Genomic DNA, 17,730 nt, shown 5'->3' with positions numbered 1-17,730 from the left:
AGCAAATACTACTAATATTTAACTCAATATTAGTGGTTGTTAGCATTAATAATCACTAGCATTGCGCATTATTTGCACTGTAAATAACGCAGTTAAGCAAAAAATACGCTTTAAAAACTGGCTTTATTAAAACAAAAAAACACAAGATTAACAGTGATTTATAAACAATAAGCTACTTTAAACCAATATGGCTTACGCTAGTGGCTACAAAGCAGACAAAGTTTACAAGCGTATTACAAAAAGTAGCGTAATCATAAGTTGATGTCGTAACTTTATATGTTAGTTTAATTTCATAAGAATAGTTATCTAATAAGCCTTACTTATGAATCTAAGTATTACTTGTCAATAGTTCACTTTTTATGTGTGATCGATAATGGATACTTTTTGTTGTAAAAGCTCTTCTTCTTATAAGAAAAGCTTTTGGTAAAATAAACGTAGGATACACTCCATCATTAAGGATATGAAAATGAAATTTACAAAAATCGCAACAATTAGTGCTTTAGCGGTTTCAATAGCTGGCCTTGCTGCTTGTAATAATATGATGCCACAAAAAGACACTGCAATGAAAGCACCTATGCATAGTCAAAATATGGCAAAAATGAACGTAGTGCAACTGGCTCAAAGTAATGCAGAATTTTCAATATTAGTTGAAGCAGTACAAGCAGCAGGACTAGCTAATGCTTTATCCAATCCTGATGCCCATTATACTGTCTTTGCACCGACCAATGATGCGTTTATGCAGGCATTGACTGAGACTAAAATGACTAAGGCGCAACTGTTTGCTAATAAGCCTTTATTGACTAAAGTCTTAAGTTATCATGTCATTAATGGTGATATGGCCATGTATGCTAAAGATGTTAAGCCTGGCAATGTGATGGCCATTAGTGGTGATACTTTAATGATCACCCCACAGCTGAAGCTAGTAGACGAGAATGGTCGTGTCGCTACTCTGCTCAAAACTGATTTAGCCGCTACAAATGGTGTAGTCCATGTTATTGACAAGGTATTATTACCTAAATAAATACTAGTAATAAATCGGTATCATTTGCATACCTTAAACATTAGTATTTATGCTAAGCTGATCAATGGATTGCCAATAAAAGACATAGTCTCTGTTGGCAATTTTAAATTTCTCCCTACTGTTAATGCTTAGTAATGAGCGCATTACTAGCCGTTGTTTTGTTTGTCGATAGTTGCTTGTCTTTGATAATAATCTTATTACTTGAACTGTCATTAATTTAAAAATCGTTTGACCCATACTTAATCCCATAAGGAAATATCCATGTTAAAAAAGACTTTATTATCGTTAGCAATTGCTACTACTGTTCTATCACTAGCTGCTTGTAACAAAGCAGAAAAGGCAGCTGATCCTGTAGAGCCAGAAGTAACAACTGAAGAAGTGGTTGTTGCTCCTGCAGAAACAACTGATCCAGTAGTTGCTGCTGATCCAGCGGCAGAAACTATGGCTACGCAAAGCATCGCTGAAATAGCAGCTGGCAACGAAAATCTAACTATCTTAACCGCTGCCCTAAAAGCTGCTGGTCTTGATACTATGATGATGGATGCTGGTGAATATACTGTATTTGCACCAACTGATGATGCATTTGCTCCTGTATTGACTAAACTTGGTGTAACCAAAGAAGAACTATTGGCTAACACTGATTTATTGAAAAAAATCCTTCCATACCACGTTCTACCTATGATTGTTAAAGCAGCTGACATCCCTTTTGGTACTGATGTTGCAACTGTTAACGGTGCTACTATCAATATCAGCGATGCTAATGTGATCACTGATGGTTCTGGCGGTACTGCTACCATCACTGGTACTGACATCATGGCAACGAATGGCGTAATTCATACTATCGATGCAGTATTAATGCCTGAGTAACAGGTAACTATTGTTTAAACAATATTTAGACAATTTGTAATAGTAATAAGAAGCTCAGCCATTAGCGCTGGGCTTTTTTGTGTCTAAGGCTTAAGGTATCTATAGCTAAGCTTAGGCAGACGGATATTGGCTAGACAGAAGGGTTAATACGGTTATGGTCACACCGGCTGTTAATAGCCTTCATTGATCCTAAGCACAACTAGGCTAGTAGTCTATTAGCCACTAATAAACGCGAAGCCATAAAAAAGCCTGAGACGATAGCCTCAGGCTTTTATTATTCAACTTATTAACTTAATGGTCGTTAGTAAAAAGCTTTGCTAGTAATACTTATACTTTAGGCTCTTTACGTAAAGCTTCTTGTCTAAGCAGCTCTTGCTCTCTTAGATGACGCTCTTCCCAATAAGGCGCATTCTTGATACCGAATTTTGCTGGATCAAAAGTATAGCGTTTCACCCCAGCTTTGAGCTGTTCTTCGTAATCCTTAAGCATAGTGAGCGTTGGACGAGCCACAAAGAAGATGATCAAGATACCAACGATATTGAGCCAAGCCATAAGACCAACACCGATATCACCTAATATCCAAACATAACCTGCAGAGTTAAGACCACCATAAGCAACCATAACCATAATCAAGATCTTAACTAAGAAAAGACCTGTTTTATGAGCGCCACGACCGATAAAGCGGGTCAAGTAAGTGACGTTCACTTCAGCGATATAGTAGTAAGCTAAGATAGTTGTAAAGGCGAAGAAGAAGACTGCGAGAGCGATAAAGGAGTTACCATAAACGCCATATACTGATTCCATAGCCATCTGCGTAAACGCAGGAGAGCTAATCTCTGTAGCTGTATCTACATTACTGACAATAAACTCTTTATCAGCTGCAGTTGTACATTTATTTGCTATTGTACATTGAATATTATACATACCAGTAGATAAGATCATAAAGGCAGTTGCAGAACAAACAAGTAATGTATCAACATAAACTGAGAACGCTTGTACTAAGCCTTGCTGTGATGGATGCTCAACTTCGGCAGCAGCAGCAGCATGAGGGCCTGTACCTTGTCCAGCTTCGTTAGAGTAAATACCACGTTTAACCCCTAAATAAATAGCAGCACCAAAGCCTGCTTGGGCAGTAAACGCATCACTAATAATCAAGCCAAATATTTCTGGAATCAAACTGAAATTGCTAAACATGATTATCAAGGCCAAAGCAATATAACCGATGGCCATAAAAGGAACAGCATATTCAGTAAAGGTTGCAATACGTTTGATACCACCGAAGATAATAATACCTAGCACTACTAGGATGATACCTAGGGCTAGTAGGCGCATAGAGCCCACTTCTAATGACCCGATGTTCATTACTGTGCCTTCGCCCATCAGCTGAGCAAACGCATTAACCACGCCATTAGCTTGCACACCTGGCAAAAAGATACCACAAGAAATGATAGCGGCAATTGCAAAAAGGATACCATACCATTTTTGGCCAAGTGCACGCTCGAAGTAGTACGCAGGACCACCACGGTATTCCCCAGTAATAGCATCTTTTTCTTTATAAATTTGCGCTAATGTCGATTCCACATAAGCGGTAGACGCGCCTAAGAAAGCAACGATCCACATCCAGAACACCGCACCAGGACCGCCAAAGCCGATAGCAGCGGCTACTCCTGCGATGTTACCTAATCCGACACGACCAGCGAGCGATACTGCTAATGCCTGAAATGAGGAGATACCTTCAGCACTAGATTTACCAGTGAATAGTAATTTAATCATTTCGCCGAACAGACGCACTTGTACGAAGCGCGTCATGATGGAATAGAACAGACCAGCACCTAAGCATAAAACTACTAGAGGAGTACTCCAAATATAATTATTGATAACCCCAAAAATTTTTTCCATATCGTTATTCCTCAAACTTTCTCAGATTGGCGACCAGTAATAGAGAGGCTGCCTATTAACCAAACTAACGCTCTTTATTAGTGCCATCGAGTATGGATATCAGTTGTCTGTATTTGTCCGCAAAGCTTGCTGTTGTCTATACTATTAATAAAGCTCACTAGTTAAAGGTAAGTGTTACTCGCAATAATAGCAGGGCAGTCAACAAGCTGCGGGGCAATTCCTTTTGCCGTACTGGTCATAATGACATTGTAATTTTAAAAATGTCATAATCCTTTAAAATATCATAGAATAATATTTTAAAAAATCATGCATTAATGATCACAAAACACTAGATTGAATTATCATGTTAAAGAGCTAATTATTGGCTGTTATTTTCACTGTAAAACTTCCAATAATGACAATCATTAAATATGTAACAAATCAACTGTTAAATGTATGCAAACCATACGGCTACGTAACTGCAATTTGCCATAGTTTTGTGTTAATTACTAGGTATTTTTTTAATTGCTCAGTGTTGATTAGCAAGGAAATATCAATTTGTAGACAAATATAGAGTATTATGAATAGGACAATATTTGCACTTAGTAAAGTACAACTATTTCACTGAGAAATGATATTCTGAATCAATTGGGTGGTTGTGTTTTGGTAAAAATGAATTGTAAAAATGCCGCTATCCCCCCATTATTAGCAATATAAATCTTGTTGATCATTATTATTAGTTATTATTAGCTATTAGGAGTAGTAAATATGACGCTTAAATCTATTATAAAACCCATTTTTTTATCAGCAGTATTAGTAACCTCAACGCTTAGCTTAACGGGTTGTGGTTATAATAACCTACAAGCTCAAGATGAGCAGGTGACAGCCTCCTGGTCAGAAGTGGTCAACCAATATCAGCGTCGTGATGATCTAGTGCCTAACTTGGTTAAAGTAGTGAAGCAGTATGCTGATCAAGAGCAAGAAGTCTTTACTCAAGTAGCGTCGGCACGTTCGCAAGCTGGTGGTATTACTATTACTCCAGAATTGTTGAATGATCCGCAGGCGATGGAACGCTATGCTGCAGCACAGCAACAGATGACTGGTGCTTTATCACGCTTAATGGCAGTATCTGAGCGTTATCCTGAACTAAAGTCAGATGCTTTATTCCAAGATTTACAAGCGCAATTAGAAGGTACAGAGAACCGTATCACTGTGGCACGTAATCGTTATATCCAAGAAGTGCAAGGCTATAATACTACTGTGCGTCAGTTCCCAACCAATATCACTGCTAAAGTATTCGGTATGAGTGCTAAGCCTAACTTTACAGTAGCTAATGAAGACGCTATTTCTAAAGCGCCAAGCGTTGATTTTGGCGAGTAGGTGTTAATCTGCATTACTGTTTTGAGTTAGTGCAGAGCACTATTTAGACTATAGCCTTATGCAGTAAACGAGCAGACAAGATGCTATTTTGTCTGCTCTATCTGTTAAGCGATTGATGGTAAGCACTAGTATGAGTTTATTGGTGTTAATAAATGCAGTGCTATATAACTTTAAGTAAAAATATTAGGTGGTAGAGAGCAGATGACTAATTCCAAAGCAATCGTAGCGGCCCTACTGTTGACGCTTAGCGCTACTAGTATCACTACGCTAAATGCTGCACCGAATGATGTTGCTGTTGCTGCCGCAGATAATCGCTCTAGCAGCAGTGGCATCAGTAGTGAGCAGAATCGTAGTGTTGAGGACTTAGTAGCTATCGCCAAAGCTGCTGAGAATAATGAGGCGCTCAATGATGCAGTACTAGGTAATGAGGCCATTAACGGCGCTTTATTAGGTAACGATGCTCTAAATCCTAACGGTGCTAGCGATACTAATAGCGCTAATAGCAGCACAGCGACTAAGCAAGCACCAGTGACCTCTAATGCAGCTAGTGTCGACGCTGATAAACTTATTCTTAATAATCCAGTCGTTGACCAAGCCAACATACTCAATCCGCAACAGAAACAACGCCTTGAGGCGCAACTGCAAGGTATCTATCGTCAAGGCCTAGCACAAGCGGCAGTAATCATCGTGCCTACCACTAATGGCATACCTATATTTGATTACTCGCTACAAGCGGCAGAAAAGTGGAAATTGGGCGAAGCTGATACTGATGATGGCCTATTAATAGTAGTTGCCGTTAATGATCGGGATATGTACATTCAGTCAGGTTATGGTTTGGAAGGTGTATTGCCTGATGGCGCACTGAACCGGATTATTCGTGAGGATATAACGCCTTACTTTAAGCCGGAAAATGGTAGTAGATATTTCGATGGTTTGAGTAATGGTATTAGCCTTATTGAAGAACGTCTAAAAGCAGACCCCGCAATTTTGGCGCAAGCAGATGCGCAAGCGGCAGCACGCAGTCAAGGTCAAAACGATATTGGTGATAGTCCCTCTCCAGTATTCTTATTTATTATGGCCCTAGTCTTTGGTAGCTTTATCACCAGTATCTTTGGTCGTATTTTGGGCTCCATTTTGACCGCTGGCGGGTTTTTTGTCGGTTCCTTAGCCTTAGGTGGTGGTTTGTTTATGACTATCATTATGGCAGTGTTTTTATGGCTATTCTTGATAGCTCGTGGCGGCGGTGGCGGTGGTGGTCGCGGCGGACGAGGTGGTGGTGGGATGATATTCCTGCCAGGAGGAGGCTTCGGCGGTGGCGGTTCTAGTGGAGGCTTTGGTGGTGGTGGCTTCGGCGGCGGCGGTTTCGGCGGCGGTGGCGGCGGCTTTGGTGGCGGTGGAGCCGGCGGCTCTTGGTAATAGTAATTTTTGATTAATATAGCAATTTGCTTTTATTTTAAGGAATACCCAATGGGATCACTACACACCGAGCTTACAAAGCCCAGTTTTGCACGTTGGTGGCGTCAAGTGTTGTTCGTTCCGCTACTACATAGTAAGTGGATTAATACTGAAACTATACAGATGCTGACGGCCAAAGTTACTCAAGCTGAGGTCGGTCATCGAGGTGAAGTGTTCTTAGTCATAGAAAACCACTTGCCGATTAGTAGTGCCTATTATAGTAGCGGCCATGATCGTGCTATTGAGTTGTTTAGTCGTTGCCGAGTTTGGGACACTGAAGAGAATACTGGGGTATTAATCTATGTCAATGTCTGCGAGCATTATTTGCATATTGTCGCTGATCGTGGCATTAATTCCCATGTGAGCCCGACGGTATGGCAAGCTATGACTGACAAAGCAGTAGCAGGTATCGCTAATCAAAAGACAGCAGAGAGTTTGACTGAGTTGTTGGATGAAGTGGGACAGTTACTGCGTCAGTATTACCATTTAGAAGATGATCCAGCAGGTAATGAGCTGTCTGATACGGTATTGTTTATAAAATAAAGCGTATCTTCTATAGCGCCTATTACTTATAGCTGCTCCTAACTGAGTTTTGCCTTACTGGGCCATAGCGCACTTATTACTAAGATTTTTAACGGATTATAAAAACTGGATTCCTATGATTGAGCTCATTAAAAGACTACCAAAAGCAGAATTGCACTTACATATAGAAGGATCGCTTGAGCCTGAATTGATGTTTAGACTCTCTAAAAAGAACCATATAGACATCCCCTATAATAGTATTGAAGATGTGCGCGAAGCCTATAATTTCACTAATTTACAGACTTTCCTAGATATCTACTATGCTGGGGCAAAAGTGCTAATTACTGAAGATGACTTTTATGATTTAACTTGGGAATACATCTTGAAGTGTGTTGAAAATAATATTATCCATACGGAAATATTTTTTGATCCACAGACTCATACTGACAGAGGCATAGCTTTCGAGACAGTCATCACTGGAATCAGCAATGCTTTAGCCGATGCTAAAGAAAAGTATGGCATTACCTCTTGTATTATCATGTGCTTTTTACGGCATCTATCACAGGAAGAGGCTTTGGCAACTCTAGAGCAATCTTTAGCCTTTAAACACCATATTGTCGGTGTAGGTCTTGATTCATCAGAATTAAATAACCCTCCATCAAAATTCATAGAAGTGTTTAGCAGAGCCAAGCAAGAGGGTTTTAAATTAGTCGCTCACGCTGGGGAAGAAGCGGATTTTTCTTATATTTATGAAGCGTTGGATCTGTTAGAAATTGAGAGAATAGATCATGGCGTGCAGTCTATAAAAAGCCCAGCACTATTGAAGCGTTTAAAAGAAGAGCAAATACCGCTTACGGTATGCCCGAACTCTAATATCGAACTCAAAGTATTCGACAGTTACCAACAGCATAATATAAAACAGCTGCTAGATTATGGCTTGAATGTCAGCGTGAATTCAGATGATCCAGCCTACTTTAAAGGTTATATCAATCAAAACTTTATCAACCTTTATGAGAATATTGATCTATCAGCAGCAGATATTATTACCTTAGTAAAAAACTCTTTTAGATCGGCTTTTATAGATGATGAGTTAAAGCAAGCCTATTTAGCTAGAGTTGATGAGGCGGTATAAGTTCTCATATCAACATAGTTTAAACTGACTTATTATTTTATGAGCTCTTGTACTAGCAATGGTAGTACTACCCCAGCCTTTTGCGCTAAAGTGATATCGACTAAGGTATTGGCGGTAGGGTTGGGGTTTATCTCGATAATTTTAGCACCGTTTTGCTTGGCCAATTGCGCAAGACCAGCGGCAGGGTAGACTAAGCTTGAAGTACCAATGCTAATAAAGACCTCACAGTTAGCGGCGGCTTGTTCTGCTATTCGCCATGACTCGGCTGGCAAAGACTCACCGAACCAAACAATATCAGGCCTAATATAACCACCACAATGACTACAAGTGAGTAGCTCGTTACTATACCTGATAGTAGCGTTAGGGCTTTTGGCTGTTTCAGTAGACTGCGATTGAGGGTTATAAGGGGCGGCGCATTGACTACAGCGATTGCGCCAAAGGTGCCCATGCAAATGAGTCACTGCAGTGCTGGATTGATAAGAGTGCTTGGCTGGTTGCTGACTAAGCGCTTGTTCATGCAAGTCATCTACATTTTGGGTAATCAAAGTCAGTTGCTGTGCTTGAGCTTGTTGCCATTGAGCAAGGGCTATGTGAGCAGGGTTTGGCACTTTATCTTGTACTAGCTGACGACGCCATTGATACCAAGACCAAACTAGCTGCGGATCTTTGGTGAATGCGCTAGGACTAGCCAAGTCTTCGGCACGATATTGCTCCCATAATCCAGTTTGCTTGTCACGGAAAGTTGGAATACCGCTTTCAGCTGAAATTCCAGCTCCTGTCAGTATACAGATACGAGAAGATTGAGCTAACAATTGAGTAGCTTGATGTAGTTGAACCGCTAGTTCTGCTAACATAGGATTACCTTAGCTAATAATGGATGCATAGTTATGATAGATGGAATTTGGTGGCTTGTCATATTATTAGCAGTTGTTGCGGCTTTATGGTTATTAGCAAAGTCACGTAGCAACGAGAAGCCTAATAATAAGAGTAAACCAAGCAATTTGGCCACGAGTGCGACTTTACCCAATAATGATGCGCTACAAAAAACTTTAAAATTAATCAAGCAGCACTTCCCTGATTATCGAGTAGCTCGTAAAGGCAGTCATTTATTGATCAGTAAGCAGGGGGTGAAGATCGCTATGATTACTATTGATAAAAAGATAGCTGTTGGTCAGCGTCGTTTAGGTGAGGTGCCAGTGATGAATTATCATCGAGTGCCTAACCGTACGCAAATCGCTATAAGTTTGCAGCATATGGACTGAATAGGGATGGATTAACTAGCTAGTTAGATTAAAAAGTTATCTATAATCATCCCTGACAAAAACTACTGCAAATAGCGTAAAGCTTACTATTATCTTAATGCTAGTGCCTAAACTATAGTTTTTATTAAAAACGTAGCCCTGCTACGGTCGATTTATTATTAGACTACAACGACTCTTATGGGTTTTTGACGTCAGTCATCGCAAACTAGACAGTCCGTATGTCGATTAACAGCGCTCTTGGCAGGGACTTTATCCTTACCTCGCCAAAATCCCTCCCATCCATACCGCCTTATTAACCTATTAACCTATTAACCTATTAACCTATTAATAGTACAGCGAGCAACGCATACCCCCTCAATTTCTATCTGTTACTAGATTTTTTGCACACCAGAATGGCACTTGCTATTCTGCCATATAAGTCTCCCACTATGGTGTAACGGATCAAAACACCAAAAGGGTGCTGACTCTAGATTTAGGATAAGCACTGTTTTTTTTCTGCTATAAAACTCACTCACTACTTAGGTGTATCTATCAGAATATAAGCCAGTATATTTTTTAGAATTTGTCCAGTCTTGATATTAATTCAAGCTAGTCAAAGACAGTATGACTAACAACTTAATCAAGTTTTCCATGATATTGCTTACCTACCACGGTGCAAAAGGTAGAAAGCTCCGATATTAGAGTCTTCGAGTCGTTAAGTTTTGTAATCTATTTTTAGTTGCCATAAACACGATTAAGCCCTATAAGCGCGATTAGCAATATTCGGTAAAATCGATAAGCTTTATAAATCAACAGTTTATTCTAAGCCCTTATAGCACGGCTGGTTGCATCAAAAAACATCTAGTATTTTTAATAAATATCCTGCCTAGCTGTAAGTGATTTAAAACGTTAATTAAGCGTTGTTGATCTATTATTAACCTGCGACAATAGAGAAACAAACCAACAAAAAGACCAACTAAAAAACGCATAAAGAACAAAAAAATTTATATCACTACAAACTTAAGGCTTTCTTGAATCATAACAAGGTGACAAAAAACACTCATTAGCAGCTTGAGTTACTAATCTCCCTACCAAGACTCTCCGGATAGTTCAATCATCATTACTTTTATTTTCCTCAAGGAAGAAAGATGAAGCTACAAGCACTAAAACAGATGCTTATTTATAAAGTCATGGTGCTGGGGTTATTGTTAAAAATACCTGTATCGGCGTCAGCAATAGATATTGCAGCCATTAAAAGCTCAGCAGAGCATGGGGACATATCCGCTCAGTTTAATCTGGGCTTAATGTACGATAGCGGTGAAGGGGTGCGTAGAAGCTCTACGATGGCAGCGAAGTGGTATAGAAAAGCGGCTAATCAAGGACACATCGATTCTCAGTCTAATCTTGGATTAATCTACGAATCGGGTAGAGGAACAGTAAGGAATTCTGTTACTGCAGCGAAGTGGTATAAAAAAGCCGCTGAGCAAGGCCATGCTGATTCTCAGTCTAGTCTTGGAGTAATGTATGATACTGGCAGAGGGGTTTTACAAGATTTCGTTACAGCAGCGAAGTGGTATAGGAAGGCTGCTGAGCAAGGCCATATCGACTCCCAATCTAATCTCGGGTATATGTACGATAATGGTAGAGGGGTTTTGCAAAATTCCGCTACGGCCGCGAAGTGGTATAGGAAAGCTGCTGAGCAAGGCCATGCTAACTCTCAGTCTAGTCTAGGTGTAATGTATGATGATGGCAGAGGGGTTTTGCAAAATTTCGTCACAGCAGCGAAATGGTATACAAAAGCTGCTGACCAAGGCCATATCAATTCTCAGTCTACTCTTGGGATAATGTATGATAATGGCAGAGGGGTTTTACAAAATTTTGTTACAGCAGCAAAGTGGTATCAAAAAGCTGCCGACAAAGGGCATGCTAATTCCCAATATAATTTAGGATTAAGTTACGAGAAAGGCTTAGGGGTGGTTCAGGATCCGGCTACAGCCGCAAAATGGTATCGAAAAGCTGCCGATCAAGGACATTCCAACTCGCAGTATAGTCTGGGGTTAAGTTACGAGAAAGGTTTAGGCGTTCGTCATAGCTACGTTGAGGCCAAAGAATGGTTTGGCAAATCGTGTGATAGTGGCAATCAGAATGGCTGTGATAAGTTTCAGACGTTAAATGGCTAAGTCGCTACAGTCATAGCAGGTAAGAATGAGGGGGTAGTACAAAGATTGGTGCGCTCGGCGGGAGTCAATCATATCGACGTAAACCTTGTTATATAAAGGTTATAGGTTTTCGATAAAATATTTTAACAACAATTTTAACAACATATGAGCGATGCTATTTTTTATATAGGTATTTACATGCATAAATGAGCAAAAGGCTCAGTAGCTGTAACCAATGAGCCTTTCTATTTGGGCCCCTAAGCGCAATTTAGGGGAACAACGTAGGCGAATTTTAACATGCATTTGAATGGATTCATACTGTGTGCTTACCCTTCACCATCATGGTGAAGGTATGATATTAGAAGGTGGCCATAAGTTCAATTGGCTTAATCATTGGAAAAGATTGAGCAACTGCTGGCAAGTATTTTCTTTTTCTTGGAATTCAAATCTAGCCAAGTTTTTGTTATACGCTTATCTAGCTTTATCTAGCGTTATCTAGTATGTGTAAAAACCTTAAATATCAACTGTAAACAGTTGCCGAAAAGTTGCCAATCGTTTACAGTTGAGTAAATATTACCCTGGTAATTGGTCATGAGACACTTAGCGATTATTGGTTTATTTCTGGCTGTTGTTGGATGTGGCGGTGGCTATGATGATATTGATGCCATGAGAGATGCTACTACAGGCTCTACTGGCGTCGTTGGTGGGACCAATGGCTCTAACAGTGGTAATACAACCAAATGCTATGAACCTAATGTGCTGAATGCTACTGGGACACGTGTTATCGATGGTGATACGGTGGAGGTTACTCAAGTATCAGGACAAAGCGAGCGTGTACGTTTACTAGGTATTGATGCGCCAGAATCGGCACAAGAGTACGGAACAGAAAGCACTACTGCCTTATCTCAGTGTGTAAGTAATGCGATTGTTACTATTGAGTGGGCTGAAAGAGATAGATACGATCGCCTGCTTGGTAAGGTCATTGCCAATAGTATTGACTGCAACCTCAACCAACTACAGAAGGGTGCAGCTTGGCATTACAAGGAATATCAAAGTAGTCAGACACCTTACGATCGCATTGAGTATGCCAACGCTGAGATTGTGGCGCGATTAAATGGTAGGGGCTTATGGGCAAATCGATACCCTATAAAGCCATCCGATTATCGAAGCGGTAAAAACAGCTCTGACCTCAATTTTAATAATGATCGCTTGCCATCAAAAGGTGCTAACAAGTGCTATAGCAAACCTAGTGCAGGCACGTCTAATGGTTCTGGCACTATTATTCCATTGCCACCTACTGGTGCCATCTGTAGCAACTTTATCAAGAAAACCTGTAGTCAGATAACAACATGCGTAGAAGCACAGCAGCAACTTGCCTGCGGTAATATGCAGATTGATGGCGATAAGGACGGAGTACCATGCGAATCGATATGTCCAGGTGGTTAATCAGCTTAGCAGCAGCTCTATCCATAGCTGCATGCACATCCGCACAAGATAATAGCCATAGCACTGACTTTGTGACGGTAAATGAAAGTGATTGGTATGGCGAACACTATACGGCCTACCCATTTACCGTATCAGGCGAGATAGTATGCATTATTCACCCAGAGTATGGACCTTCTGTATATTTTTATCCTGTTGAATTTACCGACGAGTCTTACATTGGTACGCCACTCAATAAGGCTGCGGCTAAATCTCTGAAGCAGGCAGATATGACTCCAAACGTGCTATATAGCATCAAGCAAGGTGCTGACTTGAGTGAGGCTAGAGAGGTTGGATTGAAGGTGTGTGATGGTTTTCAAGATAAAATTGAGAATAGTTATTAGATTGAAAATATAAAAACCTTTTACACTGTAAGTTACTACCATGCACTCATATGCATATGAATTTTACAAGTATTTAGAATTCCACCATTTATTATAAGGAATAAAATGAAAGAGAGTATAACAAAGCATAAAACCATTCGATATAAGAGTGTTGATTTACGTGGAACGAAGACGCTAAACGACTACCTTAAAGAAGTGACTTTAGATAAAACATCAGCTTTTTTTAGAGTGAAAAACCGTCAACAATCAGTATCATCTAACTCTGATGACTATATATTCATTAACCATATAAGTGAATATAAAAATATGGTGTATGGTGAGCTAGTTATTATTGAGATAGGAAAATCTCAACAGATGATAAATATTGATGACGATGCAAGTGAGTATCAAATGAAGGCTTTCTTCACCTCTGACCTTCCTAATGATCTGGAAGATAAAGCGTTAAAGAGAGAGTTCGTCGAATCAGTATTATACTTTGGGGTTATTGATAATCATGTAGCTGTTATTCAATCTAGGGCCTTAACCTCTAAAATACTAGAGTCCTATTTAGACTGGCTTTTAGGAGAGGCTTCTGAGGCAATGTCTGATGATTATGCCGTTATCTTAAAAGACACTGCTAACTTAAAAATACAAGAGAAACTTGCTTCTACACCGACGAAAAAGCTTATAATTGGTGCAGTAATTGAGGCTGAAGAAACTCAAGATAGCAGCGATATTGCTAAGACGACCTTTAGTATTTCTGATAAGTTTGTTCAGGTATTTAAAGCTCTTCTCCAGGAGGACTTCTCCGGACTCAAGCTTCATGATGGCTTGGAAGATGCAAACTTAAGAATGAAACTTGAAATGACCTATGATAGAAAGACCTCAGAATGTGGACAGTCGGTCATCGACAGCGTGGCTTCAGCTTTACGACATTCTGATGATTACAAGATAGAGCTGACCGATGGGACTACCATTACTGCAGACGAACTTAAACTGTCAGGTACAATACCTATGCAAATCATCAAAGGAAATGTTTATACAAGTGGTTTAAAATCACAGATACATTCTTGGTTGATAGAAAATGTTGACTTTAGCTCATAACAAACAGTCTAAGAACGACGGTTTCAATCCGCACAACTCATTCCGATTGACTGTCTTATTATTATCAATACTGACATTTATCAGTGTTGTTGCATCCTGCTTTTTCAATTTTCCGGTCTCTAGCCCTAAACTTTATCTATTAGCTCTTATGTTATTTCCTATGTCCCATTTGTTCAATACATATAACTCAATATTGCAGGTTAGGATCGCAAAGGGATTAACTACCAAAGAGATACATCGATTAACTTATATTATTAATAGACGCACAGATAGCTTGTTCAAGATAATGCTGCTATATCTAGGTATTATTTGTCTGATAGCAACTCTCAGTGTCACTAATGTAATAGATCCTCTATTGACACTTATGTTATCAATAACAATTATTGTGGTATCTCTCGTGGACACGGCTTTAGCGTGGACAGCTATTAAAGAGATAAGAGATGTAGAATGTAAGCTTCATATTAGAGTTAACAGAGATGAAGCACGGGCGAAAATTAAGAAGCAAGCTAATTCCGCTTCAGAAGAAGATTAAAGCATTATCCTTTTGCTAAATAATATCATTCCTATAATTACCTTTTAAAATATATAACCCACCGTGAGGTGGGTTTTTTATTGTTCAATACAATTGTCTTCTAACCCAACTGGGTAGATGGCCAGACCGGTAGTCACTTATCCAAGTCGATAACCATACAATAGCTGCAGCAACTAATGAACCCAATGCCAGTAATAAAAGTCCTTGTGCTATGTGTTTGGACATTAATATCAGTGGGCTAACTTCATTGGCTTTATACAACCAAAAACTAAGGAAAAGAAACCACATTGATAGCGATATTAAAATTATTGCATAAGCTCCACCGCGAATACCATACATTATGAACGAATATAATTTTTCTAGCATACTGTCAAAAACCTCCTTAGTTAATTAGCTACAAACCTTCTTAGACTGACTAATCTTACCGTTATTACAAACAAACTTACCGTCCTTGCAATGCGATACACCGCCCATACTTTTAGAGCAAGGATAGTTCTGAGCATTCGCCTGTACGACTGGCGCCATCATAAACATAGAGATAAGAAGTGCTGACCATATTTTCATAAGCTATTACCTCAATAATCAGATACATGAAGTTCGACCATAGCACTGCAAACCACCTCTATCAACAATAATTTAACTTATGTTTATCATTATTGAATCCTGATCATATCAAGCCTATGCAACCCGCCATTGAATGGTTTTTTTGTCTTAGATATCGAGCCCTTATTATTAATTTATGAAAGTAAATAACTGGTAATTATACTGTTGCAAGTTGATTACTTGCATTGTAATATATGAAATATTGGTTAATATAATAGGTGATTATAATGGGTAGAGAAAAAGGTGGTATAGCGGTAGCTAATAAAATGACAGCGGCTCAAAGAAGAGAAAGGGCAATGAAAGGTGTAGAGGCTCGAAAGTTGCGCAGCTCTCTGAACAAAGTGATATACAAAGGTGAGCTGAACATCGGAAATATGAGCATGCCTTGTTATATTTTAGATGATGGGCGACGAATTATTAGCGAGCATGGAATACAAAATAATTTTGGAACGACTGGTGGTAAAGGTCGAAGAATAAGGAGCGAATTAGAAAAAAACACAGGGGTACCTGTACCTCTTTTCTTAGCGTCAAAAGCCCTTGAGCCTTTTATTCAAGAGGTTTTTGAGGATGGGTACCTTGAAACCATTCAATACGTTGTAAACGACACGGTGAACACTGGGTTTGATGCTACTATCTTACCAAAAGTTTGTGAGGTATGGTTGAAAGCTAAAGATGCTGGTGCACTTCAACCTAGTCAATTGGCTAGAGCAAAAAAAGCTGAAATACTTATGCGAGGTTTGGCTCATATAGGTATCGTAGCTCTAGTTGATGAAGCTACAGGGTATCAAGATGCTCGATCAAAAGATGCACTAGCTAAAATTTTTGAAGAGTTTGTAGCAAAGGAGCTACAACCTTGGATTAAAACTTTCCCTGACGAATATTATAAGCAGTTATTTAGATTGTATGGCTACGATTATCCAAACCCAAAACAAAAGAATTTTAGACCTCAGTTTTTTGGCAAAGTCACTAACAAAGTTATTTATAAGAAGTTGGCCCCAGAGATACTTCCTGAATTGAAGAAGCAAGCTAACAAGTTGGGGAAAAAAAGCACTAAGTTGCATCAAACACTTACTAATGATGTTGGGCATCCTAAACTCAGAGAGCATCTAGCTTCTATCGTGACTTTAATGAAGCTTTCTAAAGACAAGAATGATTTTTTTGAAAAAGTCGATCTTATTCATCCTGATTTTAATGAAAACTATATCTTGGATTTCGATGAATAATATAGTACTACTACTCCACTGGGCATTGAGCGGGTTTCTATTTTCCACTAAATGGCTGGCAAGAATACCGCTCGACATCATGTCGAACCCTACTATTCAAAATTGGACAGTGCTATCAACTCGCCAGCCTTGCTCAGATTTGAGCAGGGCATTCCCCATTGATACCTGACGCCCTCAATTTGAGGACGTGCAAGGAATGCTACCTAAAGTTGATATCTGTTATCGGCTCGCCGGCCTCCCCAAAGTTGGGGAAGGGTGGCATTCCAAATGCGACCCCTGCTATACATCCAACCTCAATTTGAGGGTGGATAGTCACACTGCCCAAAACTGGGCAATAGCAATAACCCATCGTAATTATCCAATCCTCAGTGAGGAGTGTACCTAATCAAGATACGCCCAGAACTGGACCCGTCTATTTACCTATGCATTACGCTACTACCGTTGGTGGAAACGTATTCTGAATTTCACATTCTGGATTGTTAAGGGTATGCTGATTTTTAGCACACCCTATCAATAAAGGTGCTAAATAAGCTGACACCAATGGGGCGGACGTTTGCTTATAGATAGGTGTCGTAATATCTATGACACCTCTATGATTTTAATCATCAGCGATGCGCCCAAATTAGAGCAGACCTTGCCAGCCTTATTCATAGCATAACTGCCAGTGGCGAATATGGTAATTAACCCCAATTCGGGATAAGCGAGAAAGAAGTAAAAAAAGAAGTCCAAATCCGCTAAAGTAAGTTTACCAAGACAAACGATAGCGAAAAGAGGACTTCTTACATGGACAACCTAACCGAACTTTACT

The 17,730-nt window shown here is 39.6% G+C and carries 15 protein-coding genes; 12 read left to right on the top strand and 3 right to left on the bottom strand.

Annotation, left to right across the window (positions count from 1 at the left end):
- The first annotated feature begins 466 nt into the window (after positions 1-466).
- Both KZA12_RS13415 and KZA12_RS13410 read left to right on the top strand, forming a co-directional pair.
- Positions 467-1,021 carry a fasciclin domain-containing protein gene (locus KZA12_RS13415; RefSeq protein ID WP_218690573.1) on the top strand — a complete coding sequence of 185 codons (555 nt, stop codon included), beginning with the start codon at positions 467-469 and terminating at the stop codon, positions 1,019-1,021.
- A gap of 261 nt (positions 1,022-1,282) precedes the next feature.
- Positions 1,283-1,888, top strand: a complete 606-nt coding sequence (locus tag KZA12_RS13410) for a fasciclin domain-containing protein (RefSeq protein ID WP_218690572.1) — start codon at positions 1,283-1,285, stop codon at positions 1,886-1,888.
- 327 nt (positions 1,889-2,215) lie between these two features.
- Here KZA12_RS13410 and KZA12_RS13405 read toward each other — a convergent pair whose 3' ends face one another.
- Entirely contained in the window at positions 2,216-3,787 is a 1,572-nt protein-coding gene (locus KZA12_RS13405; RefSeq protein ID WP_201621925.1) for a sodium:alanine symporter family protein, read from the bottom strand.
- Positions 3,788-4,534: 747 nt separating this feature from the next.
- Here KZA12_RS13405 and KZA12_RS13400 point away from each other — a divergent pair.
- From KZA12_RS13400 to KZA12_RS13385, 4 genes are all read left to right on the top strand, one after another.
- Positions 4,535-5,146 carry a LemA family protein gene (locus KZA12_RS13400; protein ID WP_201622975.1) on the top strand — a complete coding sequence of 204 codons (612 nt, stop codon included), beginning with the start codon at positions 4,535-4,537 and terminating at the stop codon, positions 5,144-5,146.
- Positions 5,147-5,347: 201 nt separating this feature from the next.
- Positions 5,348-6,562, top strand: coding sequence for a YgcG family protein (locus KZA12_RS13395; protein WP_201622976.1), 1,215 nt, complete (start codon positions 5,348-5,350; stop codon positions 6,560-6,562).
- A gap of 51 nt (positions 6,563-6,613) precedes the next feature.
- Positions 6,614-7,144 (top strand): TPM domain-containing protein, encoded by a 531-nt coding sequence (locus tag KZA12_RS13390; RefSeq protein WP_201622977.1) that lies wholly within the window; start codon positions 6,614-6,616, stop codon positions 7,142-7,144.
- A 115-nt stretch (positions 7,145-7,259) separates the two neighbouring features.
- Complete coding sequence (locus KZA12_RS13385; protein ID WP_218690571.1) at positions 7,260-8,255, top strand: adenosine deaminase; 996 nt, start codon at positions 7,260-7,262, stop codon at positions 8,253-8,255.
- Between the two features lie 32 nt (positions 8,256-8,287).
- Here the strand turns inward: KZA12_RS13385 and KZA12_RS13380 are convergent, their stop codons facing one another.
- Positions 8,288-9,109 (bottom strand): NAD-dependent deacylase, encoded by an 822-nt coding sequence (locus KZA12_RS13380; protein ID WP_218690570.1) that lies wholly within the window; start codon positions 9,107-9,109, stop codon positions 8,288-8,290.
- A gap of 33 nt (positions 9,110-9,142) precedes the next feature.
- On the opposite strand from KZA12_RS13380, the gene KZA12_RS13375 reads away from it, so the two are divergent.
- From KZA12_RS13375 to KZA12_RS13355, 5 genes are all read left to right on the top strand, one after another.
- The gene (locus KZA12_RS13375) at positions 9,143-9,517 is read left to right on the top strand and encodes a hypothetical protein (RefSeq protein ID WP_201622980.1); all 375 of its coding nucleotides are present in this window, start codon (positions 9,143-9,145) and stop codon (positions 9,515-9,517) included.
- Positions 9,518-10,644: 1,127 nt separating this feature from the next.
- A complete protein-coding gene (locus KZA12_RS13370; protein ID WP_218690569.1) occupies positions 10,645-11,676 on the top strand; it encodes an SEL1-like repeat protein in 1,032 nt (343 codons plus the stop codon).
- Between the two features lie 570 nt (positions 11,677-12,246).
- Positions 12,247-13,101 (top strand): thermonuclease family protein, encoded by an 855-nt coding sequence (locus KZA12_RS13365; protein WP_218690568.1) that lies wholly within the window; start codon positions 12,247-12,249, stop codon positions 13,099-13,101.
- Positions 13,086-13,481, top strand: coding sequence for a hypothetical protein (locus KZA12_RS13360; protein WP_218690567.1), 396 nt, complete (start codon positions 13,086-13,088; stop codon positions 13,479-13,481). The genes KZA12_RS13365 and KZA12_RS13360 overlap by 16 nt, the downstream gene beginning before the upstream one ends.
- 105 nt (positions 13,482-13,586) lie before the next feature.
- Positions 13,587-14,564, top strand: a complete 978-nt coding sequence (locus KZA12_RS13355; protein WP_218690566.1) for a hypothetical protein — start codon at positions 13,587-13,589, stop codon at positions 14,562-14,564.
- Between the two features lie 922 nt (positions 14,565-15,486).
- On the opposite strand, the gene KZA12_RS13350 is transcribed toward KZA12_RS13355, so the two are convergent.
- A complete protein-coding gene (locus KZA12_RS13350; protein ID WP_218690565.1) occupies positions 15,487-15,660 on the bottom strand; it encodes a hypothetical protein in 174 nt (57 codons plus the stop codon).
- 266 nt (positions 15,661-15,926) lie between these two features.
- Here KZA12_RS13350 and KZA12_RS13345 point away from each other — a divergent pair, with 266 nt between their 5' ends.
- Complete coding sequence (locus KZA12_RS13345) at positions 15,927-16,922, top strand: P63C domain-containing protein (protein WP_218690564.1); 996 nt, start codon at positions 15,927-15,929, stop codon at positions 16,920-16,922.
- Positions 16,923-17,730: the final 808 nt, after the last annotated feature.

Origin of the sequence: Psychrobacter sp. BF1 (genome assembly GCF_019279065.1) — a bacterium.
GTDB lineage: Bacteria > Pseudomonadota > Gammaproteobacteria > Pseudomonadales > Moraxellaceae > Psychrobacter > Psychrobacter urativorans.
This window is presented reverse-complemented; position numbering and strand designations above follow the sequence as displayed.